This is a genomic window from Pseudoalteromonas sp. bablab_jr010 (assembly GCF_016464105.1).
Lineage (GTDB): Bacteria > Pseudomonadota > Gammaproteobacteria > Enterobacterales > Alteromonadaceae > Pseudoalteromonas > Pseudoalteromonas simplex.
In genome coordinates this window covers 1-21,050 of record NZ_JACDWV010000047.1, presented here as the reverse complement: position 1 = coordinate 21,050, position 21,050 = coordinate 1, and the positions used below count along the sequence as shown (strand labels likewise).

Annotated in this window: 20 protein-coding genes and 2 pseudogenes; 13 read left to right on the top strand and 9 right to left on the bottom strand. The window is 40.2% G+C overall.

The features are described 5' to 3' along the window. The first annotated feature begins 27 nt into the window (after positions 1-27). The 4 genes and pseudogenes from JIG37_RS02480 to JIG37_RS02465 form a co-directional block, all read left to right on the top strand. The gene (locus JIG37_RS02480) at positions 28-177 is read left to right on the top strand and encodes a hypothetical protein (RefSeq protein WP_161805764.1); all 150 of its coding nucleotides are present in this window, start codon (positions 28-30) and stop codon (positions 175-177) included. A 666-nt stretch (positions 178-843) separates the two neighbouring features. Next, positions 844-1,884 (top strand): DUF262 domain-containing protein, encoded by a 1,041-nt coding sequence (locus tag JIG37_RS02475; protein ID WP_036973828.1) that lies wholly within the window; start codon positions 844-846, stop codon positions 1,882-1,884. Beyond that, complete coding sequence (locus JIG37_RS02470) at positions 1,877-2,557, top strand: hypothetical protein (protein WP_199528633.1); 681 nt, start codon at positions 1,877-1,879, stop codon at positions 2,555-2,557. Before JIG37_RS02475 ends, JIG37_RS02470 begins: the two co-directional genes overlap by 8 nt. Before the next feature lie 134 nt (positions 2,558-2,691). Further along, positions 2,692-3,114: pseudogene (locus tag JIG37_RS02465) on the top strand (tyrosine-type recombinase/integrase); the annotation flags it as partial. On the opposite strand, the gene JIG37_RS02460 reads toward JIG37_RS02465, so the two are convergent. Continuing rightward, positions 3,077-3,643: a hypothetical protein gene (locus JIG37_RS02460; RefSeq protein WP_036973830.1), complete on the bottom strand. Its 567-nt coding sequence runs from the start codon at positions 3,641-3,643 to the stop codon at positions 3,077-3,079. The pseudogene JIG37_RS02465 and the gene JIG37_RS02460 sit on opposite strands and share 38 nt — an antisense overlap. Positions 3,644-3,771: 128 nt before the next feature. Continuing rightward, positions 3,772-4,161, bottom strand: coding sequence for a Cd(II)/Pb(II)-responsive transcriptional regulator (cadR, locus tag JIG37_RS02455; protein WP_004588587.1), 390 nt, complete (start codon positions 4,159-4,161; stop codon positions 3,772-3,774). 78 nt (positions 4,162-4,239) lie between these two features. Between cadR and JIG37_RS02450 the strand changes: the two genes are divergently transcribed. From JIG37_RS02450 to JIG37_RS02410, 9 genes are all read left to right on the top strand, one after another. Then, entirely contained in the window at positions 4,240-4,857 is a 618-nt protein-coding gene (locus tag JIG37_RS02450; RefSeq protein ID WP_036973831.1) for a cation transporter, read from the top strand. Then, entirely contained in the window at positions 4,823-5,239 is a 417-nt protein-coding gene (locus JIG37_RS02445; protein WP_015065927.1) for a hypothetical protein, read from the top strand. The genes JIG37_RS02450 and JIG37_RS02445 overlap by 35 nt, the downstream gene beginning before the upstream one ends. A gap of 72 nt (positions 5,240-5,311) precedes the next feature. Next, positions 5,312-6,631 (top strand): TolC family protein, encoded by a 1,320-nt coding sequence (locus JIG37_RS02440; protein WP_051501955.1) that lies wholly within the window; start codon positions 5,312-5,314, stop codon positions 6,629-6,631. A 14-nt stretch (positions 6,632-6,645) separates the two neighbouring features. Then, entirely contained in the window at positions 6,646-7,581 is a 936-nt protein-coding gene (locus JIG37_RS02435) for an efflux RND transporter periplasmic adaptor subunit (RefSeq protein ID WP_036973832.1), read from the top strand. 60 nt (positions 7,582-7,641) lie between these two features. After that, positions 7,642-10,752: a CusA/CzcA family heavy metal efflux RND transporter gene (locus JIG37_RS02430; protein ID WP_004588582.1), complete on the top strand. Its 3,111-nt coding sequence runs from the start codon at positions 7,642-7,644 to the stop codon at positions 10,750-10,752. Between the two features lie 125 nt (positions 10,753-10,877). Then, positions 10,878-11,477, top strand: coding sequence for an isoprenylcysteine carboxylmethyltransferase family protein (locus tag JIG37_RS02425; protein WP_036973833.1), 600 nt, complete (start codon positions 10,878-10,880; stop codon positions 11,475-11,477). A 307-nt stretch (positions 11,478-11,784) separates the two neighbouring features. Continuing rightward, positions 11,785-12,489 (top strand): hypothetical protein, encoded by a 705-nt coding sequence (locus JIG37_RS02420; RefSeq protein WP_051501956.1) that lies wholly within the window; start codon positions 11,785-11,787, stop codon positions 12,487-12,489. Positions 12,490-13,043: 554 nt separating this feature from the next. Beyond that, positions 13,044-13,319 (top strand): helix-turn-helix transcriptional regulator, encoded by a 276-nt coding sequence (locus JIG37_RS02415; protein WP_036973834.1) that lies wholly within the window; start codon positions 13,044-13,046, stop codon positions 13,317-13,319. Beyond that, positions 13,312-14,547, top strand: a complete 1,236-nt coding sequence (locus JIG37_RS02410; RefSeq protein ID WP_036973835.1) for a type II toxin-antitoxin system HipA family toxin — start codon at positions 13,312-13,314, stop codon at positions 14,545-14,547. Before JIG37_RS02415 ends, JIG37_RS02410 begins: the two co-directional genes overlap by 8 nt. Positions 14,548-14,641: 94 nt before the next feature. On the opposite strand, the gene JIG37_RS02405 is transcribed toward JIG37_RS02410, so the two are convergent. The 7 genes and pseudogenes from JIG37_RS02405 to JIG37_RS02375 form a co-directional block, all read right to left on the bottom strand. Next, the gene (locus tag JIG37_RS02405) at positions 14,642-14,818 is read right to left on the bottom strand and encodes a hypothetical protein (protein ID WP_155950874.1); all 177 of its coding nucleotides are present in this window, start codon (positions 14,816-14,818) and stop codon (positions 14,642-14,644) included. Beyond that, the gene (locus tag JIG37_RS02400; protein WP_036973836.1) at positions 14,819-15,733 is read right to left on the bottom strand and encodes a hypothetical protein; all 915 of its coding nucleotides are present in this window, start codon (positions 15,731-15,733) and stop codon (positions 14,819-14,821) included. Beyond that, positions 15,733-16,518 carry a recombinase RecT gene (locus JIG37_RS02395; protein WP_036973837.1) on the bottom strand — a complete coding sequence of 262 codons (786 nt, stop codon included), beginning with the start codon at positions 16,516-16,518 and terminating at the stop codon, positions 15,733-15,735. Before JIG37_RS02395 ends, JIG37_RS02400 begins: the two co-directional genes overlap by 1 nt. Positions 16,519-16,578: 60 nt before the next feature. Next, a complete protein-coding gene (locus tag JIG37_RS02390; protein WP_036973838.1) occupies positions 16,579-17,715 on the bottom strand; it encodes a PD-(D/E)XK nuclease-like domain-containing protein in 1,137 nt (378 codons plus the stop codon). Positions 17,716-18,035: 320 nt separating this feature from the next. Beyond that, positions 18,036-18,876: pseudogene (locus JIG37_RS02385) on the bottom strand (IS982 family transposase). Between the two features lie 1,086 nt (positions 18,877-19,962). Beyond that, on the bottom strand, positions 19,963-20,760 hold the full coding sequence (locus tag JIG37_RS02380; protein WP_199528632.1) for a hypothetical protein: 798 nt from the start codon (positions 20,758-20,760) through the stop codon (positions 19,963-19,965). A gap of 153 nt (positions 20,761-20,913) precedes the next feature. Continuing rightward, the coding region (locus tag JIG37_RS02375; protein WP_199528631.1) for a transposase at positions 20,914-21,050 on the bottom strand (137 nt) is incomplete at its 5' end.

Below are 21,050 nucleotides of genomic sequence, written 5' to 3'. Positions count from 1 at the left end.
TCAAATGAATTGCTTATGAAAAACAAAATGCTAAATAAGATCATGGTTGAACTAATCTTATTAGCAACAATTGTTGGCTATATTCCAGAGCTCTCTGTTAGTGGTTTTGCGGATATGTTTGGCCGTGTGGTTTCGACAACAAAACATGCTACGAAATTCAAATTCAAGGACTTATAAAGCTAGTCATTGCTTTTGTTTGTATGTTGGCATCTGTTGTGATAGGTTTCTATATAACTTTCCTAAATGGTTCCGAGGAGGACGATCAAGATGAATGAAATCCAAGCTATTGGTTTGACCTTTTTCATTTTTGGTAATGTAGTTTTTTTCGGTAGTTATTTATGGATGCACCACCGAATAAGCAAAAAATAAAATAAGAAAAGACCGTTAATCGGTCTTTTTTTTTGTCAAAATTTGAAGAGAGGAGCTACTGCGCCTAGAACAATAACCAGTAAGGGGTAGACGCGAAGCTCTTCTATATTGCTGAAAATAGAAAAATTTCAATCAATTCCAAGTGTGTGAGTAGAATAAAGATTCATACCAAGTATTAAACTATCATCCTAAAATGGCAGCGATTGCATCGGTACGCTGCCATTTCTAAAACGTTTTTGCCCCATTGTGTGCTAGTACACTTTTTCTTTGCACTTTACGAATGCTTTTTCTAATCGTTGTGGTGTCTTGTAATGTGAGAGTTTACAAGAATATCGACGTGAGCTTAGCCCTCAGTCCTCCATGAATTGTTAGATAGTGTTTCTAGTCACCATTCACTAACCTATTGACTAATATCGACTAAAATATGAGTTGTTGTTACACTGGAATAAACTTAGATAGCTCACTGGAGAACACATGAAAGATTATATGAATCAACTCGATCAAGAGACTAGGAAAGTAGATTTTGATTCATTTGATATATCTGTTAAAGAGTTGATTTCTATGGCGAATGAATCAATTATCAACATTGCTCCTGAGTACCAAAGGCAATTTCGTTGGCCCGAAGATAACCAGTCTAAACTTGTAGAATCTGTTTTATTGGGAATACCTATTCCTAACTTGTTCATGGCTGCAAATAGAGATGGATCTTGGGAGTTAATAGATGGCGTACAAAGGCTTAACTCATTGATTCATTTTTGTGGGACCCCAGAGCAAATAGAAAGTTTTGGGCTGGATAAGCCTCTTAAACTTAAGGGGCTAGATATCCTGTCTGAGTTCAATGGAGCAACGTTTAATGATCTGCCTCATTCACTTCGTTTGAAGTTCAGTTTACGTCCGCTTAAGGTAACAACACTAAGCGATAAAAGTGATCTAAAAGTACGATTCGACCTCTTTGAGAGATTGAATACTGGTGGAATCAAATTAACTCCTCAAGAAATTCGAGCTTGTGTATTTAGAGGGCAATTTAATGATTTTATCATTGAACTTGCAAAAAATGATGACTTCAACAAAGTTGTTAATGTGTCATCAACTAAAGCGAAAGACGGTACCAGAGAAGAGCTTGTTTTGAAGTTTTTGGCTTACAAAACAAAACGTGATGATTTTAAACACAGTGTAGAGATATTTCTAAATGACTTTATGGCCGATGCATCGGTACATTTTAACTATAAGAAGTATAGAGAGCTGTTTGAAAAAACATTTGAATCACTAAGAGCTGTCTTACCTAATGGAATTAAACGCGGCAATAAAGGAAGTACACCACAAGTGCTTTTTGAAGCCATTGCTATTGGAGCTGCCGATGCTATTGAAGAAGGAGTTGATATTAGCGGATCAAATGTAGCCAACTGGATTGATGATGAAGAGTTACGCCGCTTGACAACTGGAGCCACAAATTCAGGGCCTCGCTTACGCGAAAGAGTCGAGTATTGTCGAGTTAGGTTTGTAGATAATGTTTAATGATATTGATGCTGGTGTTATGAATCGCTTGAGGCAACTAGATTCAATACTAGAGTATTTGTCAGATGAGGCACTGACTGAAGAAACTAAAAATTCAGACTTCTATCGTGCTCAGAAAGGCTTGGTGTTTGTTGCAATGTATGCAGCACTTGAGTTCGCAATTACACAATCAGTCACACGAGCATTAGAAGTTATTGGGCAAGAAGAAGCTCCTGCCAATCATTTTAAAAGTGCGGTATTGTGCTCGCTGTTTGATTCTCATTTTAAAGCTCTTCGAGAGTGCGGAGCCTCCAAAGTGTGGGAAAATCGTCATAAACTTGTTCTCGCAGTAACAAGTGATACTGAAGTGACTAATGTTGACAGTTCTGTTTTTCCATCAGATGGCTCAATGAATATTTCTATTAAACAGCTAGAGAACGTGTGGAATTTTTTTGATTTAGAACGCTCACCACTGCCAGAAGGTGTGCAGCACTTTGTCTTAACCGAAGTCAAGGATCACCGTAACGCGATAGCTCATGGTAGAGAGACCGCAATTACTATAGGGCGAAGGTTTAACGTTACGCAGTTAGATAATAAAGCACGCAGTATAAAGCTTTTATGTCTTCACATTACTTCTTCGTTTGCCTCTTATTGTGCTGAAAAACGATATTTTGTTGCGGATACTGTGGCATAAAAAGCAACTGCTTTGCCATACCAGTAGTTATTCATGGATTGCTAATGCTCGATTTTTCGAAATTCATTTCTTTCCAAATCCTAATCAGTAATACATCCACTATCCTCATAGTGACTTTTAAATAGGAGGTCACTATGAAACCAGAACTAAACCACAATGCTACTGGTGTGAAACGTCCTTTCAAGCTTGAAGAGATTTGGCGTATTCGCACTCGAATTGAAATTCAAAACAACTTGATGCAATTAGCTTTACTGAATTTGGCTATAGATAGCAAGCTAAGATCATGTGACTTACTCTCTTTAAAAGTTCGAGACGTCACTACTCTCGATCAAGTATTTGAAAGGGTTCAATTAACGCAGAAGAAAACTGGGATCGAAGTTCAATTTGAGATAACTCCGAGAACACAACAAAGTATTATCCATTGGATTCAAGAAGTTAAATTGCAACCCAGTGATTATTTGTTTCGGAGTATACGTCGCTCTAATCAACCAATAAGCTATTCATATTACAGGTCTATCATCAGGAGCTGGGCTGAGCAATTAGGACTTGATTGCGACTTGGGGACAAGAAAACCTTCGATGATAAAAACGCCATATCGATTGCACAACCTCTCTGCGAAGCAATAATGTCGATGACCGCTCGTACCCGTTTATCCTCAGGGCGCGATGAAAGCGCAGGACTATAGACTAGCCCTACCGCTTTATTTACTGTTTTCCACACTTTGTCGATATCGACGTCAGTAAATAGATGCTGAGAAATGGATCCCAATTCTTTGCTAGTAAGCGGCAGAGTATTAATTCCATCACTCCTGGCTTGACGTAAGGCTTTGAGAAATTGTTGGTTTTTCCTATCTTCAGGCTCTAAATAGATGACTACAATCTGATTGTCCTGTGCCAAAACCTTGTGAGGGACATCTTCGAAAATCACAATACATTGTCCGGTGTGAATACTTTGTGCCTTGTAATCTTGAACCGAGATGTCTTTGTCTAAACCAATGCAAATTTGGACAGCATGATGTGCATGAACATCATTATCAGGACTGATTCCGATGTAAATCGCTTTGTAGGGCCACAAATGAATATGCATGGCTGACTCAGTATCAAAAGTTCAGGCTATTGATTTTTGCCTTATAAATCTACACAAATGACGAATGTTAGCCGATAGATACACGTTGAGGCGAGTGCGCACAGTGAAACTGTGTGCTTCTTACACTTTTAAGTGTGTAAATAATTTAAAATGCCACAGTCCCTAATGGTTTTGTTTTGATCACACTTTGACGCCATATTTTCGAGTGATGACTTTAATGCGTTTAGCTCTTCAATGCGAATAATGACGTCTGATAAATGCTTAGCTATTAACGTATTGATATTTGAACAGCTCTGATCTGGCTTCGAACGACTGTCCATGAGCGTTTTTACTTCCATGATAGACATATCCAATGAACGACACTGTTTAATAAATAGGAGTTGTTCAATAGTCCCCTTGTCGTAGACACGATAATTTCCACTTGAGCGCTTGAGCTCAGGCAATAGCCCTTTCTTTTCATAAAAACGAATGGTCTGAATACTACAACCTGTCGTCTTTGCGACATCACCAATTTTCATTTTTTCTCCTAACCGTTGACTCTATACCAAGTATAGACTTTATACTCATACTATTCATCAGTAAAGAGTGTGTTTCTAATGAGCGGATGTGGGTGCGAAGTTGAAATAAAAGACCAGTCTCAACGACAGGTTTTGTATTGGCTTTTGGGAATAAACGCGACAATGTTTGTTATAGAAATGGGGATCGGGTTGCTTGCTCATTCAACCGCATTAATAGCCGATTCACTTGATATGCTCGCCGACGCAGTTGTATATGGTGTTGCCCTTTATGCTATTGGTAAATCGCTATTGCACAAAGCCAATGCGGCTAGAATTAGCGGCTTTTTTCAGATGGCACTGGGTGTGTTGATTATCATTGATATTGTAAGACGGTCAATTTACGGTAGCGAACCTGTATCGGGACTAATGATGGCTATGGGGGCAGTTGCACTGGTTGCTAATGTCATTTGTCTTGTGATCATACGCAAACAAAGAAATGAAGAAGTGCATATGCGGGCAAGCTGGATATTTTCAGCCAACGATGTGATTGCCAACTTAGGTGTTATCTTTGCTGGCGTTTTGGTGTTTTGGCTCGATTCTCGATGGCCTGATCTGGTTATCGGTGTGATAGTTTCGTGCGTTGTGTTGCGCGGGGCAAAAATGATCCTCGAAGATGCTGGAAATGAAAGACAGCGAGCGCTTAATGCGCAAAGTTGATAAGAAAATGCCAATTTTTAATTGCACATCAAAACTGCGTAGGTTGGCATGGCTACTTATTACTTTGCTCATGTGTCAATCGGGCTTTTCGTTCGCCGCTCAATGCGATGACTACCCTGCGGAGGTATCGTCAGTCCCTGAACAATCAAAGTCGATAGGCACTTATGATGTTCCCGAAAAAAATGTAAATGCTGGTGATAATACGTCGAGTGAAGAGTCTAAGTGTTTCCATTGTGTGCTGTGTCAATGTGGACAGATTAAGTTTCTGGCACAGCACCCAATAAATGACGTATCTAAACCGTTATATACCAATCAATACAGTTATTCCCGCAACGTCACTGACGGCCTAGTCGAAGGCCTTTTGCGCCCACCTCAACATTAATCCATTCCCTCCTATATGTTTGCATGGGTGCTTTCCATGTATGTCGTTATCTTATGAACAAAAGGTTCTTTTATGAGTTCTTCACGCCCATTGGGCATAAAAAAAGCTAGCTCAGCGTATCTGAAATTGATATCTGCTGCACTGGTAACCATGAGCATATCTGTTCAATCTGCCAATGCGCAAAAGTCTTCAATCACGCTTGAAAATGCGCTCAAACGCACATTATCAAACAACCCAGATTTAGTTGTGTTCGAATTTAAATCTTCGGCTTTGGATGGTGAATCAAAAATGGCCAGCTTACGACCTGAAATGTCTGTTGGGGTTGAAGTTGAAAATGTGTTGGGAACAGGCGAAGTGTCTGGTATCAAAGATGCCGAATTGACACTGACCTTATCGTCGGTCATCGAGCTTGGAGATAAAGTCAGCGGCCGAATGAATGTGGTGAGTTCAAAAAAAGCACAACTGCTTACACAACGGCGCATTCGCACGCTGGACATCTTGGGTGAAACAACTCGACGATATATCAATGTCATTGTCCAACAAGCGTTGCACAAGACTGAGCAACGAGCTGAAATGCTGGCTCGCACAATGCTTCAGACAGTCTCTACACGGGTTGAAGCGGGGGCTTCTTCACCACTTGAGAAAAAACGTGCAGAGTCAGCGTTGTCGCAGGCGCGTTTGTCGTTATTGATAAGTGAACAAAAACTCAATGAGTATAAACGCGACCTGGCCATCATGTGGGGTGACACTAACGCTGCGTTTGCGGAAGTTGAAGGGACACTGTTATCGTTTCCAAATTCACTATCACTTGAACATATGCTTTCACAGCTTCAAAGCAATCCACACGTTCTGCTTTATGCTGATAACTATCGGGTACAAGAGGCCAGATTGAGAGTGGTTCAGGCCAGTCAGCAGTTCGACATTGCGTGGGAAGCCGGTATCCGAAGAATGCAGGGAATTGATGACACAGCGTTAGTCGCCAGTATTTCGGTGCCGTTAAATACCAAGCAGCGGAATCTAGGTGAATACGAACAACAGCGCGCATTGCTTGACAGTATAGACTATCAAAAACAAGCGAAAATTCGTGAACTTACTCGCCAATTAAATCAAGTCATTAGCGCAAAAGACCAAGCCTTGCTCACTGTTACGACCCTTCAAGACAATGTCGTCCCAACATTGGAATCTGCATTGAAATTGGCGCGGGATGGCTATGAAAGTGGTCGCTACAACTACATAGAGTGGGTGACAACGCAACAGCAACTCATAGATATGCAACGAACTATGATAAAAGCCGCAGGCTTAGTTCACCTTCGAAGCGCAGATCTAGAGGCACTTACGGGAATTCCCGTGTTTTCTGACTCTCCCTCGACGTCTGCTCAATCATCACAATGAATAGAGAAAAAATAATGAATAAATCACAATTTACATTAGTTACTAGCGCACGTGACTTGCTTGGCATGTTAGTCATGCTAGTTACTTTACTGTTTGCTTCTGTCGCCCTGGCTGATGATGACGATGAGGAAGCCGAAGAAAGACCCGAGTACGTAGTGTTATCTCAAGAACGGATGCTTGAACACGATATCGTGACTGCATCGGCCGCATCAGGAACATTATCGCTCACAACCAGAACCTTTGGGCGGATAGTTCATGATCCTGCGTCACTGAGTCATATTCGTGCCCGCTTCGACGGTGTTGTAAAACGTATCATGGTGAATATTGGAGATAAAGTAGAAAAAGGTGACACACTGGCAATCATTGAGTCAAACGAGAGTTTAAATCAATACTCAATCACCTCACCGATGTCTGGAAAAATCATAGCTAGACACGCCAATGATGGTGAGCTCACCAACGGTCAAGTACTGCTTTCTGTTGCTAATTACTCTCGCGCAATTGCTCAATTGGCTATTTTCCCCAAACAACGTACTCGAATTGCCGCTGATATGGAAGTCACTTTAAGGCTTGAGGAATTGCAGCAACAATCAAGTATAAGCCACATTACGTCCTCACCTGATGACAAACCTTATTCTATCGCGTTTGTGAACGTTGATAATGGCAGTGGTTATTGGCCTTTAGGCGCTATGGTAGAGGGTTATATTCAGATTGGGTTCCAAGAAGTCAATCTGGCTCTCCCCAAAAGTTCAATACAAGAGTTAGATGGGCAAACCATTGTTTTTGTCAAAGAAGGGGAGCGATTTTACCCCCGCCAAGTAAAGCTTGGGAACACGGACAACCGTTTAGTAGAGATTGTGAAGGGCGTTCAAATAGGCCAGCAAGTCGTTGTAGAAAATAGCTATCTACTAAAAGCTGATTTATTAAAAATGGAGGCGGGCGATGATGACTAATTACCTGCGCATTTATTGTCAAAAGCAAAGCCAAGTCCATAAAAACGGTGAGGTGAGAACATGATAGCACCAATACTCCGTCTATCCATTGAGCGACGTGGTGTCATGATGTTGTTCGCCTTGTTTGTCGCCTTTTTTGGTATGTACAGTTACAAACAATTGCCGATTGATGCTGTGCCTGATATCACCAACGTGCAAGTGCAGATAAATACCGCAACCCCAGGTTACTCGCCTTTGGAGACTGAACAACGCATAACGTTTATAGTTGAAACCTCGCTGGCCGGTTTGCCTAATTTATCGTATACCCGCTCGATATCACGCTATGGTTTGTCGCAAGTCACAGTCGTGTTTAAAGAGGGCACTGATTTATATTTCGCACGAAATCTCGTCAACGAGCGTCTCACCGCCATCGCGGCGCAATTGCCAACAGGGTTAACCCCTGAAATGGGCCCTATCTCCACAGGCTTGGGGGAAATTTACATGTACTCGTTAAGTGCTGAGCCTCAGGCGCGACAGGACAACGGTCAACCCTATGATGCTATGGCATTAAGGGAGATCCATGATTGGGTAATTAAGCCCCAATTGTCGCTTGTTGAGGGGGTGACCGAGGTTTATGCGATAGGCGGATTTGAAAAGCAATATCATGTGAATCCTAATCCAGTCGCAATGATAAACTTTGGGATAAGTACAGGTGACCTTCTCAGTGCGCTAGAACGCAACAATGCGAATCAAGGCGCTGGTTTTGTAGAACAAAATGGGCAACAAGTACTGATCAGATCGGAAGCCCAACTTAAGGGCATTGACGATATCGGCCAAGTGGTTGTTAAGATCATTGATGGCGTACCGGTAAAAATTCAAGACATCGCCCAAATCAACCTCGGTAAAGAGCTGCGCTCTGGAGCCGGCACGTTAAATGGCCAAGAAACAGTGATTGGCACGACAATGATGTTAGTGGGAGAAAACTCTCGTACGGTCGCCAAAGCTGTGGACAGTAAGCTCGAAACCATTAAAACAAGCTTACCCGAGGGCGTAATCCTTGAAGCGGTTTACGATAGGACAAGCCTCGTTGACAAAACCATCGACACAGTGCAGAAAAACCTCGTCGAGGGCGCTTTACTTGTCATCGTTGTGCTATTCGTTTTGCTTGGGAATGTGCGAGCTGCACTTATTACCGCCGCTGTAATACCCTTGGCAATGCTTGCCACGATATCGGGCATGGTCAAAACAGATGTGTCTGCTAACTTGATGAGTTTAGGCGCACTGGATTTTGGCTTGATTGTCGATGGCGCAGTTATCATTGTTGAAAACTGTATCAGACGATTATCCGAATCCCAGAAACAAAACGGCGCTACTCTACCGCTCAAAGAAAGGCTGAATGTTGTATATGAAGCCACTAATGAAGTCATACGTCCCAGTTTGTTTGGTGTATTGATCATTACCATTGTTTATATCCCCTTGTTCACGCTCACTGGCGTCGAAGGTAAAATGTTCCACCCCATGGCAGCGACCGTGATAATGGCTTTGCTTGCCGCAATGGTATTTTGTTTTACCGTAGTGCCTGCGGCGATAGCAATTTTCATGAGAGGTAAAATTAGCGAAAAAGAAAGCCCAATTATTAAAGGTGCAAAGGCAGTCTATCGTCCTGTTTTAACCGGAGCGCTGCGTTTTAGATGGCTAGTGGTAGTAGCAGCGAGTGCTTTGGTTGTCGGCAGTTTATGGATGGGCAGTAAATTAGGCTCCGAGTTTATTCCCCAGCTCAATGAAGGTGATATCTTAGTACAAGCGATACGCATCCCTGGGACTGGGGTAGAACAAGCAGTTGAAATGCAAAAAACTCTTGAAGCGAAACTTATGCAGTATGAGCAAGTACAGACGGTATTCGGTCGCACGGGTACGGGTGAGGTCGCCACCGACCCTATGCCACCAAACATTACTGATACGTTTGTTATTTTAAAGCCTCGGGAGCAATGGCCCGATCCATCAATGACAAAAGCTGAGTTAGTGAAAACGTTTGAAGAGGACTTGTTTACTTTGCCCGGCAATAATTATGAATTTACGCAACCTATACAAATGCGTTTTAACGAATTGATTAGTGGCGTAAGGGCAGATTTGGGGATAAGGCTATTTGGGGATGACTTAGATACGCTCTTTGCATCTGCTTCTGACATTTTGACCGTTATTTCAACGATTGAAGGAGCTGATGACGCGAGGCTTGAGCAGGTAGAAGGCATTCCAATCTTCACCGTCACACCAAAGCCTGATCAATTGGCACGCTTTGGTTTGGATATAGCCGACTTGCAGTTATGGCTCAATGCTGCGACAGGTGGAGAAACCGCTGGAATGATTTTTGAGGGCGACAGACGCTTTGAAATTGTCGTGCGATATGCCGACGACATTCGAAATGAACTCACTCAGCTTGAGAGCGTTCCCATAGTCACGCCCTCTGGTGAGCATGTACCAATAAGCGAATTAGCCACACTTGCATTTAAAGAAGTACCTAGCCAAATAAGCCGGGAGAATGGCAAACGTAGTATTGTTGTCACAGCAAATGTGCGTGACAGAGATATTGGCACTTTTGTTGAAGAAGCTCAGGCGAGAATTAATGATGAAGTAGATTTACCTGCTGGTTATTGGCTCGACTATGGTGGAACCTTTGAGCAGCTCGAAAGTGCGAGTCAACGATTGACGATTGTGGTACCGGTTACGTTGTTTGTGATTTTGACAATGCTGGTAATTGCGTTTGGTTCTATACGCGATGCGTTGATTATCTTCACAGGTATCCCTTTGGCATTAACAGGCGGTGTAATGTCTCTTTGGTTAAGGGATATGCCTTTATCCATATCCGCGTCGGTAGGATTTATCGCGTTGTCTGGGATTGCCGTATTAAACGGATTGGTAATGCTGTCCTTCATCAAGCAACGTTTGCTAGAAACCGGAGAATTAGTGAATAGCATTGTTGAAGGGGCACTTATTCGCTTGCGTCCGGTATTAATGACAGCACTAGTGGCAAGCCTTGGATTTGTGCCCATGGCGCTCAATACGGGCATAGGTGCAGAGGTGCAACGGCCTTTGGCCACGGTGGTCATCGGCGGGATAATATCGTCAACCTTGCTAACACTGGTAGTGCTGCCTGTACTCTATCGACTCGTGCATAGTAAAGGGGATCAGTAGTGTTCTTGGGCATTTATTCGTAAATGCCCAAGTTTTACCTGAACGATTTTTAGGTACCTATTGACTCTTTATTAAGTATAGACTTTACAATCATATTCTTAACGTCATGTACGATAAGGATAGATATGGTTTCGCTTATTTTAATTAGTAGTTTTTTGGCGCTAGCCGTCCTCGGTAGAAGCTTTGTTCAATATAAGAGAAATGGTGATTTTGGTATAAGAGCAGCATCTATAAACGCACCATTAATAGAAATTGTACCAGGGGCTATATTCGTGGTTACGTTTTGCTTTGCATTTGGTCTAGTTCTTTTTGGTTACTTAGGACGTGCGCCCCTACTATTTGTTCCTTCAATTCCATTTCAGCTTCTCGGCTCCTTGATTGGCGCCTGCGGAATTGCTGTAACTTTGTTGTCTCAAATTCAAATGGGAGATTCATGGCGTATTGGCGTTGACCAGCAAGAAACGACTGCACTTATTACCCACGGGATTTACGCAAAGTCTCGCAACCCCATTTACTTTGGTATTTTTCTATTTTGGGCAGGGGTGTGTATAACGTTCCCACATTTGCTGCTTTGGGCATGTGCTTTTGTATGTTGGATTTGCATTGAAGTGATTGTTCGACAAATTGAAGAGCCTTATTTGAAGAAAGTGCATGGCGATGATTTTCTAAAATATAAGTCTGACACTAACCGATACATACCTAAGCTTTCACGCTTAAATAAGTAATGGCGCAGGCTGCTTTATATGCATAAACTAACGAACGGTATCTTTTAACGTCCATTTTTATGAACTGTCGTTATTCTTAAATAAAGTGAGCCGACTGATTATGTTTGCAAGCCCGTTCTCGATTAGCGTGAGTTCATTGTCAATTAAAGTGAGTCAGGCACCGGTCATATTCTCACTTAATGTGAGTCCAAAATGTACGATGTAATCAAGTCAGAGGGATTATGTTCGCGAGCCACTACATCTAGCAAGTGATACCTATAAGCGCTTTTTAGCAAATCAATCGGAAAGCTGTAGTGGCGATTTTGGCATGTCTGAGATGCTCATGACATTTTACGGGGGACAATCAGATAAGTCTTTTGGAGAAATCTTTCAGCAAGGTTCTGTTGATTTACAAAAGTACATGATGGAAGCTTTAGAGGGAATTGACGAAATTGCGCTAGATGAAACCATACATATAGAAAGTATCAAAAAGCTTATTGCAGATTTGCCTGCGTTGATGAGCAGTCAATCTTCGAGAGTAGCAGAGGAACTTGATGAAGGAGGCGAATCCCCAGTTTCAGAGTTCGAGGCCAAAACGGGAATTGGGCCAGTTATATTAAAAAATGTAAAACCGCCAAACGTGGTGGAAAAAATATGGCAGATTTTATCAGGCATTGAAGAATTCTCAGGAATTGGTATAGAAACATTTTTTGGAGTGAAACCTCGTAGCTTTGAAGCAGATTCGGATAGAGAAAGAACTATTCAAGAGAAAGTCAACGCAGTCTATCACCAGTTAAATTTTCTCGGTTACTATCGTGATTCAAAAATGAAAAAAGATAGAAGATTTCGGGCATCCTTTAGTGATATGACGCATGCAGGTGTTGCTTCATTTTGTCATTTTTTTCTGTGTAGAGACGAAGATTTGGTAATGAAGGCTGCTGCGGCTTATGAATATTTAGGTGTAAACACTAGAGTATTGCACTATAAAGCTTACAAGAAAATGCAGCCGACCGCTGACACGTCGGCTGATTAGGAATTACCAAATAAATACTCTAAAACGTTTTTGTCCAAAGATGAGTTTCTTATCTTATGGTCAAGATTGTCACTGCTCAAGCTCCCTAGTGTGATTTTTAATACTCAAATACTCAGTTGTAGCTCGATTGAGACTTGGTAGTAGCAATTATTTTGAACCTTTATTAAATTCACCCGTTCAACTCTTACACAAATTTAACTAGAAGAGTCTCTGTAGAACCCTTTTTAATACCAATAGGATCAATGCCTAAAGCCAAAGCCACCACCAGAAATAATGGGAGATGTAGGTTTAATTATTAAAAGCAGTGAATACACAGATTAATTTATAAGGCAGAATTCTAATCTTGATACTTTTTGATACTATAGTAACAAATTCAACTGATAATCTTATTTTTTGTTACTATAACAGCAATTTTATTCACCATCGGTGATGGCTTTTATATTGTCTCTTGATGAAACAATCTTCAATACCATTTCATATGTGACACAATAGTAACAAATAATGTCATTATTTATGCTATAATTGATACTATAGTGACATATTTGGAGGTGTGTATGTTATCCCTTTATACTGCTTATGATTTGCAGATGGATCTCAAAGAGTTTATCAAGTCAGCTCGAAAAAAAGACAAACTCAGTGTTCAGAAGTTAGCCGATCTGTCTGGCGTGCCTTATGCGACGATCCGAAAGTTTGAATCATCTGGTAACATCTCATTGCGTCAGTTTCTAATGCTTTATGAGACCGTCGGAGACTTGAAAAAAGTGAAAGAGCTGACAAAGTCGTGTGAGCCTGAATTTAAATCAATAGAGGATGTGCTACGACATGCTTAAATCTGCCCTAACCGTAAGGCGTAAGCTTAGCACCGGTGAAAAGGTGCTTGTCGGCAAGCTTGTTGAAAATAGTCAACAAAGCTTCTTTCAATTTGACGAGACGTATTTAAACGCTCACTCTACTTCTTTGGCCCCGTTCAATTTAAAAGCAGACACAAGCCTACAAGCTGCGCCTAGAAAACCGCATTATGGCATCCATGGAGTTTTTGCAGACAGCCTCCCTGATGGTTGGGGTCTTTATCTCATGGATCGTGTATTTAGGCAGAACAATCAGAACCCAAAAACAGTTACCGCTTTAGAGCGTTTGGCCTACCTAGGTGAGAGATGTATGGGGGCGTTGAGCTATGAGCCAGAGTTAGATTTACTTGATGAGTCCAAGGATTCAATTGATATTATTACCCTCGGTCGAGCTGCGATTGAAGAATTTGAAGGCACTGAGTCAGCTTTGCTTGAGCACTTGATGAAAACGGGTGGATCGGGTGGTGCTAGGCCAAAAATGAACGTTACGCGTTTAGCGAATGGTCAATATTCAACATTAGACGACGTACAAGGCACAAAGCTTATAGTAAAGCTTACATCAGAAAAGTTTGACTTGAAGCACTCTGAATCAATAGTTGAATATTGCTACATGCAAATTGCTCGTAATGTTGGCATCGAGGTTCCTGAGTTTGATTTAATTGATGCGGGTAATGGAAGATATTGGCTAGAGCAGGAGCGATTTGATTGCACAGAGCAAGGTGGTCGAATTCATATGATTTCTGCTTGTGGGTTATTAGATGCCCCTTTTCGAGAACCTTCTTTGGACTATGTGGATTTAGTAAAAGCTACGCGCATCATGTGCAGTGTTACAGAGTCTCAGAAGCTCATTAAACGTTGCATGTTTAACTATTTAACTGTTAACCAAGATGATCATAGTAAGAACTTCAGTTTTCTTGCCAGTGACTCCGATGTTTGGACGCTATCACCTTTCTACGACATTGTTTACAGCCCAAGTCCTTACAAAGAGCATATGACGGCTTTTGGTGGTAATGGCCAAACACCAAAGAATGTACTAAATCAGCTAGCTGCTCAGTCGGGGTTGTCTTCAAAAAAAGCGATTATGACTATGGCTGAAGAAATATTTGAAGCAACGCGCTCGTTTAGGCATGAGGCCAAGCATTTAGGTTTGTCATCTAATCTAATCAATGAGATTGATAATGATATGATAGAAAAGTTTAAGGCGCTTTAAATACAGGATAATTAAAATTGTCATGCCTTATTTTGCAAATGTCAGATAAGTTGAGAGATCTATACTATTTTTAGTCTAAAATAGGAGCCGCCTGTTAAGGCCCATACCAAAAATATGAAAGCTGACTTATCTGACAAATTTCGGTGCCAGCTTCATCATAATTTAGCTTATATTTATGCTGAATTGGGCTAAACCAAAAGTTAACTGGTTTACCGTTTTCCACTTCCTTAAAAGCTATTTGAATTAAAATTTCTGACTCAACTTTAATCATTCAGATAACTCCAAAATCAAGGTTATAAAATTCACACTGATCTTCTGATGCTTCTTTTATTTCGGTATCTTCATTACTCACTTGGCGGTTATGTTGGCCTAGTACGATAATATTTGCAGGTGGTTCAATGATGTCATCTAGTTTTTTTAATGCTTCTTCAAGTTCTCCACCTTCTGTTGATACGTACTGTGAAGTAATTACGCAGCTAGCAAACTTATCGTTATTGGCCTCTTTGTAGTACTTAAAGAAATCAGAGTAATATGAAGTTAATCGGCTTTTTAAAACGGGTAAGATTGGATGGCTAATTACGCTATCCTGCATGTCCAGTGTTTTCAAGGCACGAAGAATTAATGCAAAACCAGCCCATTCAAGTGTATTGTTGAATACATCCATACCCCCAAATACTTTGTTTTGCCATGCATCAAAAGCAGAGTGCATTTCATACTCATCCATATACCAAACTTTGCTTGTACCATTTTCAAACTCTAATAATAAATAGCAACCAGAGTATGAAGCCTCCTGAGTGCTATCGCCTTTAACGTGAGATACTTTGTTTGAGCTAACATCAATTGAAAATTTATCGTTGTCATAAACCACTGCAAGTTCATAGCTTTTTACAATACCTTGAGTTTCAAGGTAGGCAATTACATTATCTGTATTTAGTGCAGGAAACAGACAATATGCAGTAGTGTAGGGATGTTTCCTAACTCTTATGTTTACTAGGTTAAGCAGCTCAGGACTCAGAGAGCCGATCAAAATATCCACATCTTTAATTGTCGCAATAACGTCATCTAGGGCGCACTCTTTAATCAAAGCGGAATAATGAGAATGTGAAGCCAAGTTGAACAATGTTTCCCACTGTTTAATATTGTCTGAAGCAGATTTGATTAGCTTTTCAATTTGAACTGATAACATTAGTACGCCTCACGTGAATAAGCACTTTCGAATTGTTCTTCATAAGCTTGCTGATTGGAGCTGTGCTGACAATCTTGATCATCAAACAACATTGGGTCATTCATAACACTATCTCTATAAATACAAGGGCAGAGGGTCTTCCAGTGACGTTTAATAAGGGTTTTCTCCCTCATTTGATCCACATGCACTGAAAGCCACGCTTCATTGCCCATCACCTTACCTTGCTCTTCAATAGCTAAAATTTCTTCAGGAGGCATAACTGTAGTCTTAAAAGAACCATCAATTAGCTCAGTTTGACAATAGCCACCGGCTAATTGTCCACGCATTGCTTTAGATAGAACGGTTGTAGTGTGGGTAACTTTTGAATTTACACCGTTGTATTGGAAAGTGTCTTTTTCATAAAAAACATTCGCATTAATTTGTTTTACTTTTCCAGAACGGTAAGCAAGTTTAAGAATTCCCTTGTAGCCTAATCCTAATTGAGTCACATATTGGCCTGATGATTCACTATACTCAGTTTTTAAAAAGCAAAGCTGCTCAGTAGGGCAAAGTGAAAGGCCTATTTTTGCAGCTTTTAAAAATGAACTGATTACGGACTCAACTGGAGTGTACGGGAAGCTGTATTCTACGTTTAATCCAGACATAACGATTTGATAGACGTAGTTTAGCTCTGTATTAAAGTCAAGCTTATAACCATTTTCGGAAAGATAAGCATCAAACTGGCCTTTGCATGCTGTTAATTTTCCATACAATAAATTTTGATATTCTTGAAGTGATAAACTCATAACGCTCACCGTTGAACTTGGATATGTAATTAGAATATTTGATTTAAAAAATCGCGCTTATTACCAGTCAATAACAACGACCTCATCGTTTTTGGTGTATCCATACCAGTTTTCGCTATCTAAACATTCTTTAAGAGTTGCAATTGCTTTCTTCATGTCATTATGAGCAATCATCTGGCGGGTACGTTTCAACTCAAAAATCTCGCATATATCAGCCTCTAAATATTCAACACCGATAAAAGCAAACAATTTAACGGGAATACCTGCTAAATTCGCAACATACTTATAGAAACTCTCTTGAACGTCATATCGAAGGTCTCGGCATTGGAATCTAAACTTATTTGGATTGGCTGAACGAGTAGACTTAACATCACTGGCAATTGCATGCTTGTTAATGTAATCGAATTTTACTTTAAGCATTAATCCAGAGTCAGGATCTCGCGCTATTACAGTAAGTTCCGCAAAACCATTTGAAATTAATCGCTTAGCTCTAGCGTGAGATTTGAATGTATCCAAAATTCTATGGGCGTCATCCCAGACTAAACCATCTATTGGTGTCTTATGGGTTATGTGTGAAAGCGCTCCATCGTTGAAAGCAGCTAATAGGCTAGAACACTTATTATTTTCGACCATTTTTACAGCTTCGTTGTAGGCTTTGACTCCAGCGCCTTTTATTATGGATTTCGCAATCAAATCATCAAAAATTAGGGTGTTTGGTTTAGCATCTAACAAGCGCTTAACTAACTCTGATTTAGTGCCTGAGGCCTTTTGACCTGCGGCTTTTAATGCGTCCTTTAGCTCAGCACTTGTGTGAAGCGCTGTAGGATACTCAATGGCAAGAGGTACACGGAAATAGCGATCATAAAAACCAATTGGCTCTAATATTAACTCATGACCATAAGTGCCAGTATCAAGAGTGTTTCTTTGTGCAGCAGTTCGTTTTCTTTCCTCATTAGAAAAATATTGACGAAATACATGAGCTGGTGTGTTTTTCGCTAACTCTTTAATCAGAGATGAGCTATGAGCATCTAATTCGTGGTAAACAGAATTTGGCACACCGCTATAAATACCTTCAACAAGATCACCATTAGAGTCCAAAAAGTTTGGATTACCTAAATCATCGTATGCAGGCAGAATAGTGTTAAGCCATTCTGTGGGTTTTTCTGTTTCTTGAACTTTTAGATTTGCTGATGCCATGTTCTTGCCTTGCTCTACTTATTTAAAGTAGTAACATCATGTCATAGAGATTTTTTCGTGCTGAACTGAAGAAGAAAACCTATCTTCAAAGTTAATGATGAGAATTGAGCGCGATCTTTAATTTTATATTTTCAGATAGTTAAGTCATTTAGAAAGTATATAGTTTGACTCTGAGGTGCTTGCATCACACTTTCACTCTAGCTATGCTGAATTTTCAATAAGTTATAGCGGTATAATATGTCTAGGAAGATTGGCCATACTGAGGTGCAGTATCGTAAGAGGATTAAAGAAGGGCGTGGTACCTCAGATCTGTATAAGAATTAAAGCCGAGTCACTTTTATACTCGGCTTTTTAGTCTGAAAGGTATAGGCAATTAATCCAGCCATTAAATTAACCATAAATGAGATGCAGCTGCGGTGCCTTGTGTGGTCTATTTGAGCCATATTTTTCAGCTGGTCGAAAACTGTTTCAATGATGAAACGCTTTGATAACATCGCTCTATCCCAAGATGATATTGGCTGACGTTTCATATTACTTCGTTGACCTGTAATAAAATCAATGCCTTGCTCAGCAAGTTCCGCTTTTAGGTTTGCAGATATATAACCTTTATCAGCGTATAAACTACCTGTAACATTATCAACCATATCTAATACCGGCTGTCTATCATCAACATTCCCAGCTGTCACTTTTACAGCTAGTAAACCCCCTTCATCATTCATGATGAGGTGGAGTTTAAAGCCATAAAACCAGCCCATTGTTCCTTTGCCTCGTTTGGCTTCTCCCACGAAAACTTGGTGGCGAGGAATACGCATGCTGTGACACACCTTGAGAGAAGTGGAATCGATAAATGCAATGCCTGTTGGCTTATCAAAGCGCTGCTTTAAGTAGCTACATAGAGCGGGTAAGGTAGCCTAACAACTTCAACATACGTGTATAACTAACTAAATCAGGAGAATAATGTCGCCAATACTGGCAAACAAATTTGGTGTAGTAAGTTTTAAAGTCGCGGTAACCTGATTGATGAAAAGCAATCAATCTAGTCATGACTTCGCTAGAAGATAGGCGGGATGGTTTAATGCGTTGCTTTTCACCTGTTGATATTAGGTGCTTAAGCCATTGAGGTTCAAACAATAAACAAAAATCATCGACATCTACGTAAATTGCATCTAAGTTATAATTGCATCTAAGTTATTCATGCCCTTGCCTCGGTAATCTTATATTTCTTGGTCGAAAGATCTGAGCACCGCAAGGGCATTTAGTTCCATTTCTTATGTGCAGCTCAGGTTAGTTAGTACTTTGGTTGCTTAGAACTGCCTAGATACAGGAGGCGGCAGTGACATTTGTAAGGAAAAAGCAAGGCGTGCCATGCTTATTTTTTTGTTAAAAATCAACTGTTGTGGGTGAACAATAAAGTTTCATACTGCTAGGAGGCAACTTGTAGCAGTAAAACTTTACCAGTTCTTGTTGCTTGTTCTACGAAACAAGTAGTTTGTTTTAGTTTTTCACTGTTTTGTTTCGTTAAGGTGGTAAATATTTCAGGTTTAGTATGAAACTTTATAATTTGAATCGAGCAAGAATATAAGCTGTTACCTAAGTCCAGTATGAATCTATCTTTCCCAGCTCCAAATTTCCAAACCAAAACACCAGAGCTGCAGCCCTGCTCAGTATGAAACTATATTGCGTGATGACAGCAATTAGGTTAACGATAATAACTTGATCATTAAGAGCAAGTATTTGTAGAGCTGTCACCAGAGGGTACAATACAGAATGGCGAACTCTTTGAGTCTTTAAGATGTTTTTGAACGGTACTGTGATAATTCGCCCGGATATGAATTAAATGGCAGGTTGATAACAGGCTTCAGTGTCACATATGAAAAGCGCCATGTAGAAGGAGCTTGGGCAACTCACCCTTGCTTCAAAGTTCACTTTTCTAACGATGAGTTGAGGCCGTTTTCTATCAAAAAAGCTATTAAGTCTTTAGCTGATAACCAAAACTAGAACTTTAAGTAATAATAGTATAAAGCAGCTAAGTTAAAGACATCCATTTTATAGCATCTATCTATTGCCAACTCACTGTGAGAGAGTATTAAAATATCATACTAAAATGGCTGCGATCGCAATCGATACGCAGCCATTCCAAAATCGAAAATGTCCAGAAGAGAGTTACAAGAGTATGATACTTTAATATTCAGTTGTAGCTTGATTTGGACTTGATAGTAGCTTTTAGTATGAATCTTTATTCCTCTCCTACACTAACTCGCACTGGTTAGCTGAAGCCATACTCATGAACTCATCAACTATCGTGCTTAGCTGGGGAAACCTAGTTTTGACCTCGTATAAGTACATCAAAAGCTCTTGATTGTTGGTTTCGCAATTCAGATAAAAAGGTATGGTTATTAAGTAGTCAGCAAGTGCTGGTGGTATGATTTCAGCATGATCGGCATTGTTACGAAGCTCGAAAAACTCTAAGTCACTAACAGCAGAAATGTTAAGCTCATTTAGTTCATCACTTTTGCTCTTAACATACTCAATATCTGCCTTCATTGCCCAAAATGGCACCCAAGCTGAGTGGCTGAAGTTATTTATAAGTTTTTTATAATCACATTTTTCAGTTAGGCTACAATCTAAGAATTCTAAATTAGCTTCGTTGATGTCATAAGGTAATGATTTTACAGCCTCAAAACTGTCTTTTATGACACCAGTCTCTTCAGTAGAGGCAAACTTTATACGATAAAGCCAATATAAAACTAAACCATCAGCATACTCGCTGCTTAAACTTTTAAGGTTTATTCCAGCATAACTCTCAACAGGAATAAATTGGCCGTTCCAAGTAACCGGTTCAGAGAACAGAAATGTACCTTGGTTAAGCTTGTCATTAAAGTGATCGATAATAGTTGAGCAGTCAAAAGTTGGATCTACACTAGAGTTGTCAGCGGGGTGACGTAATTGCAAATAAACTATTGATAAAATAGAGCAAAGTAAAATGGCAATGATAAACCACTTTGAGTTTTGATATTTTGAGTATTTATTCTGGTTTGTAAACATAAAAGCCTCCATATGTATGCTTAATAATGTACAGATATACGCAACATATAGAGGCAAAAAAAATCTAATATTTTTAAAAAATTACTTTTTATCTAAACTCACCGAGAAAACCCCGTGATCAGAACAAAGTGATGTCGCGGGGATGAATAGGTGTCACCCCTGCTCTTGGATATATTTTCGTATAGTCTCTGCGCTTGCATTCCCTACAGAACACACAAAGTACCCATCTGACCAAAATGTTTTCTCTTTCCAAAATTGGTTTTTCAGATAAGGAAATGATTTCCAGATTT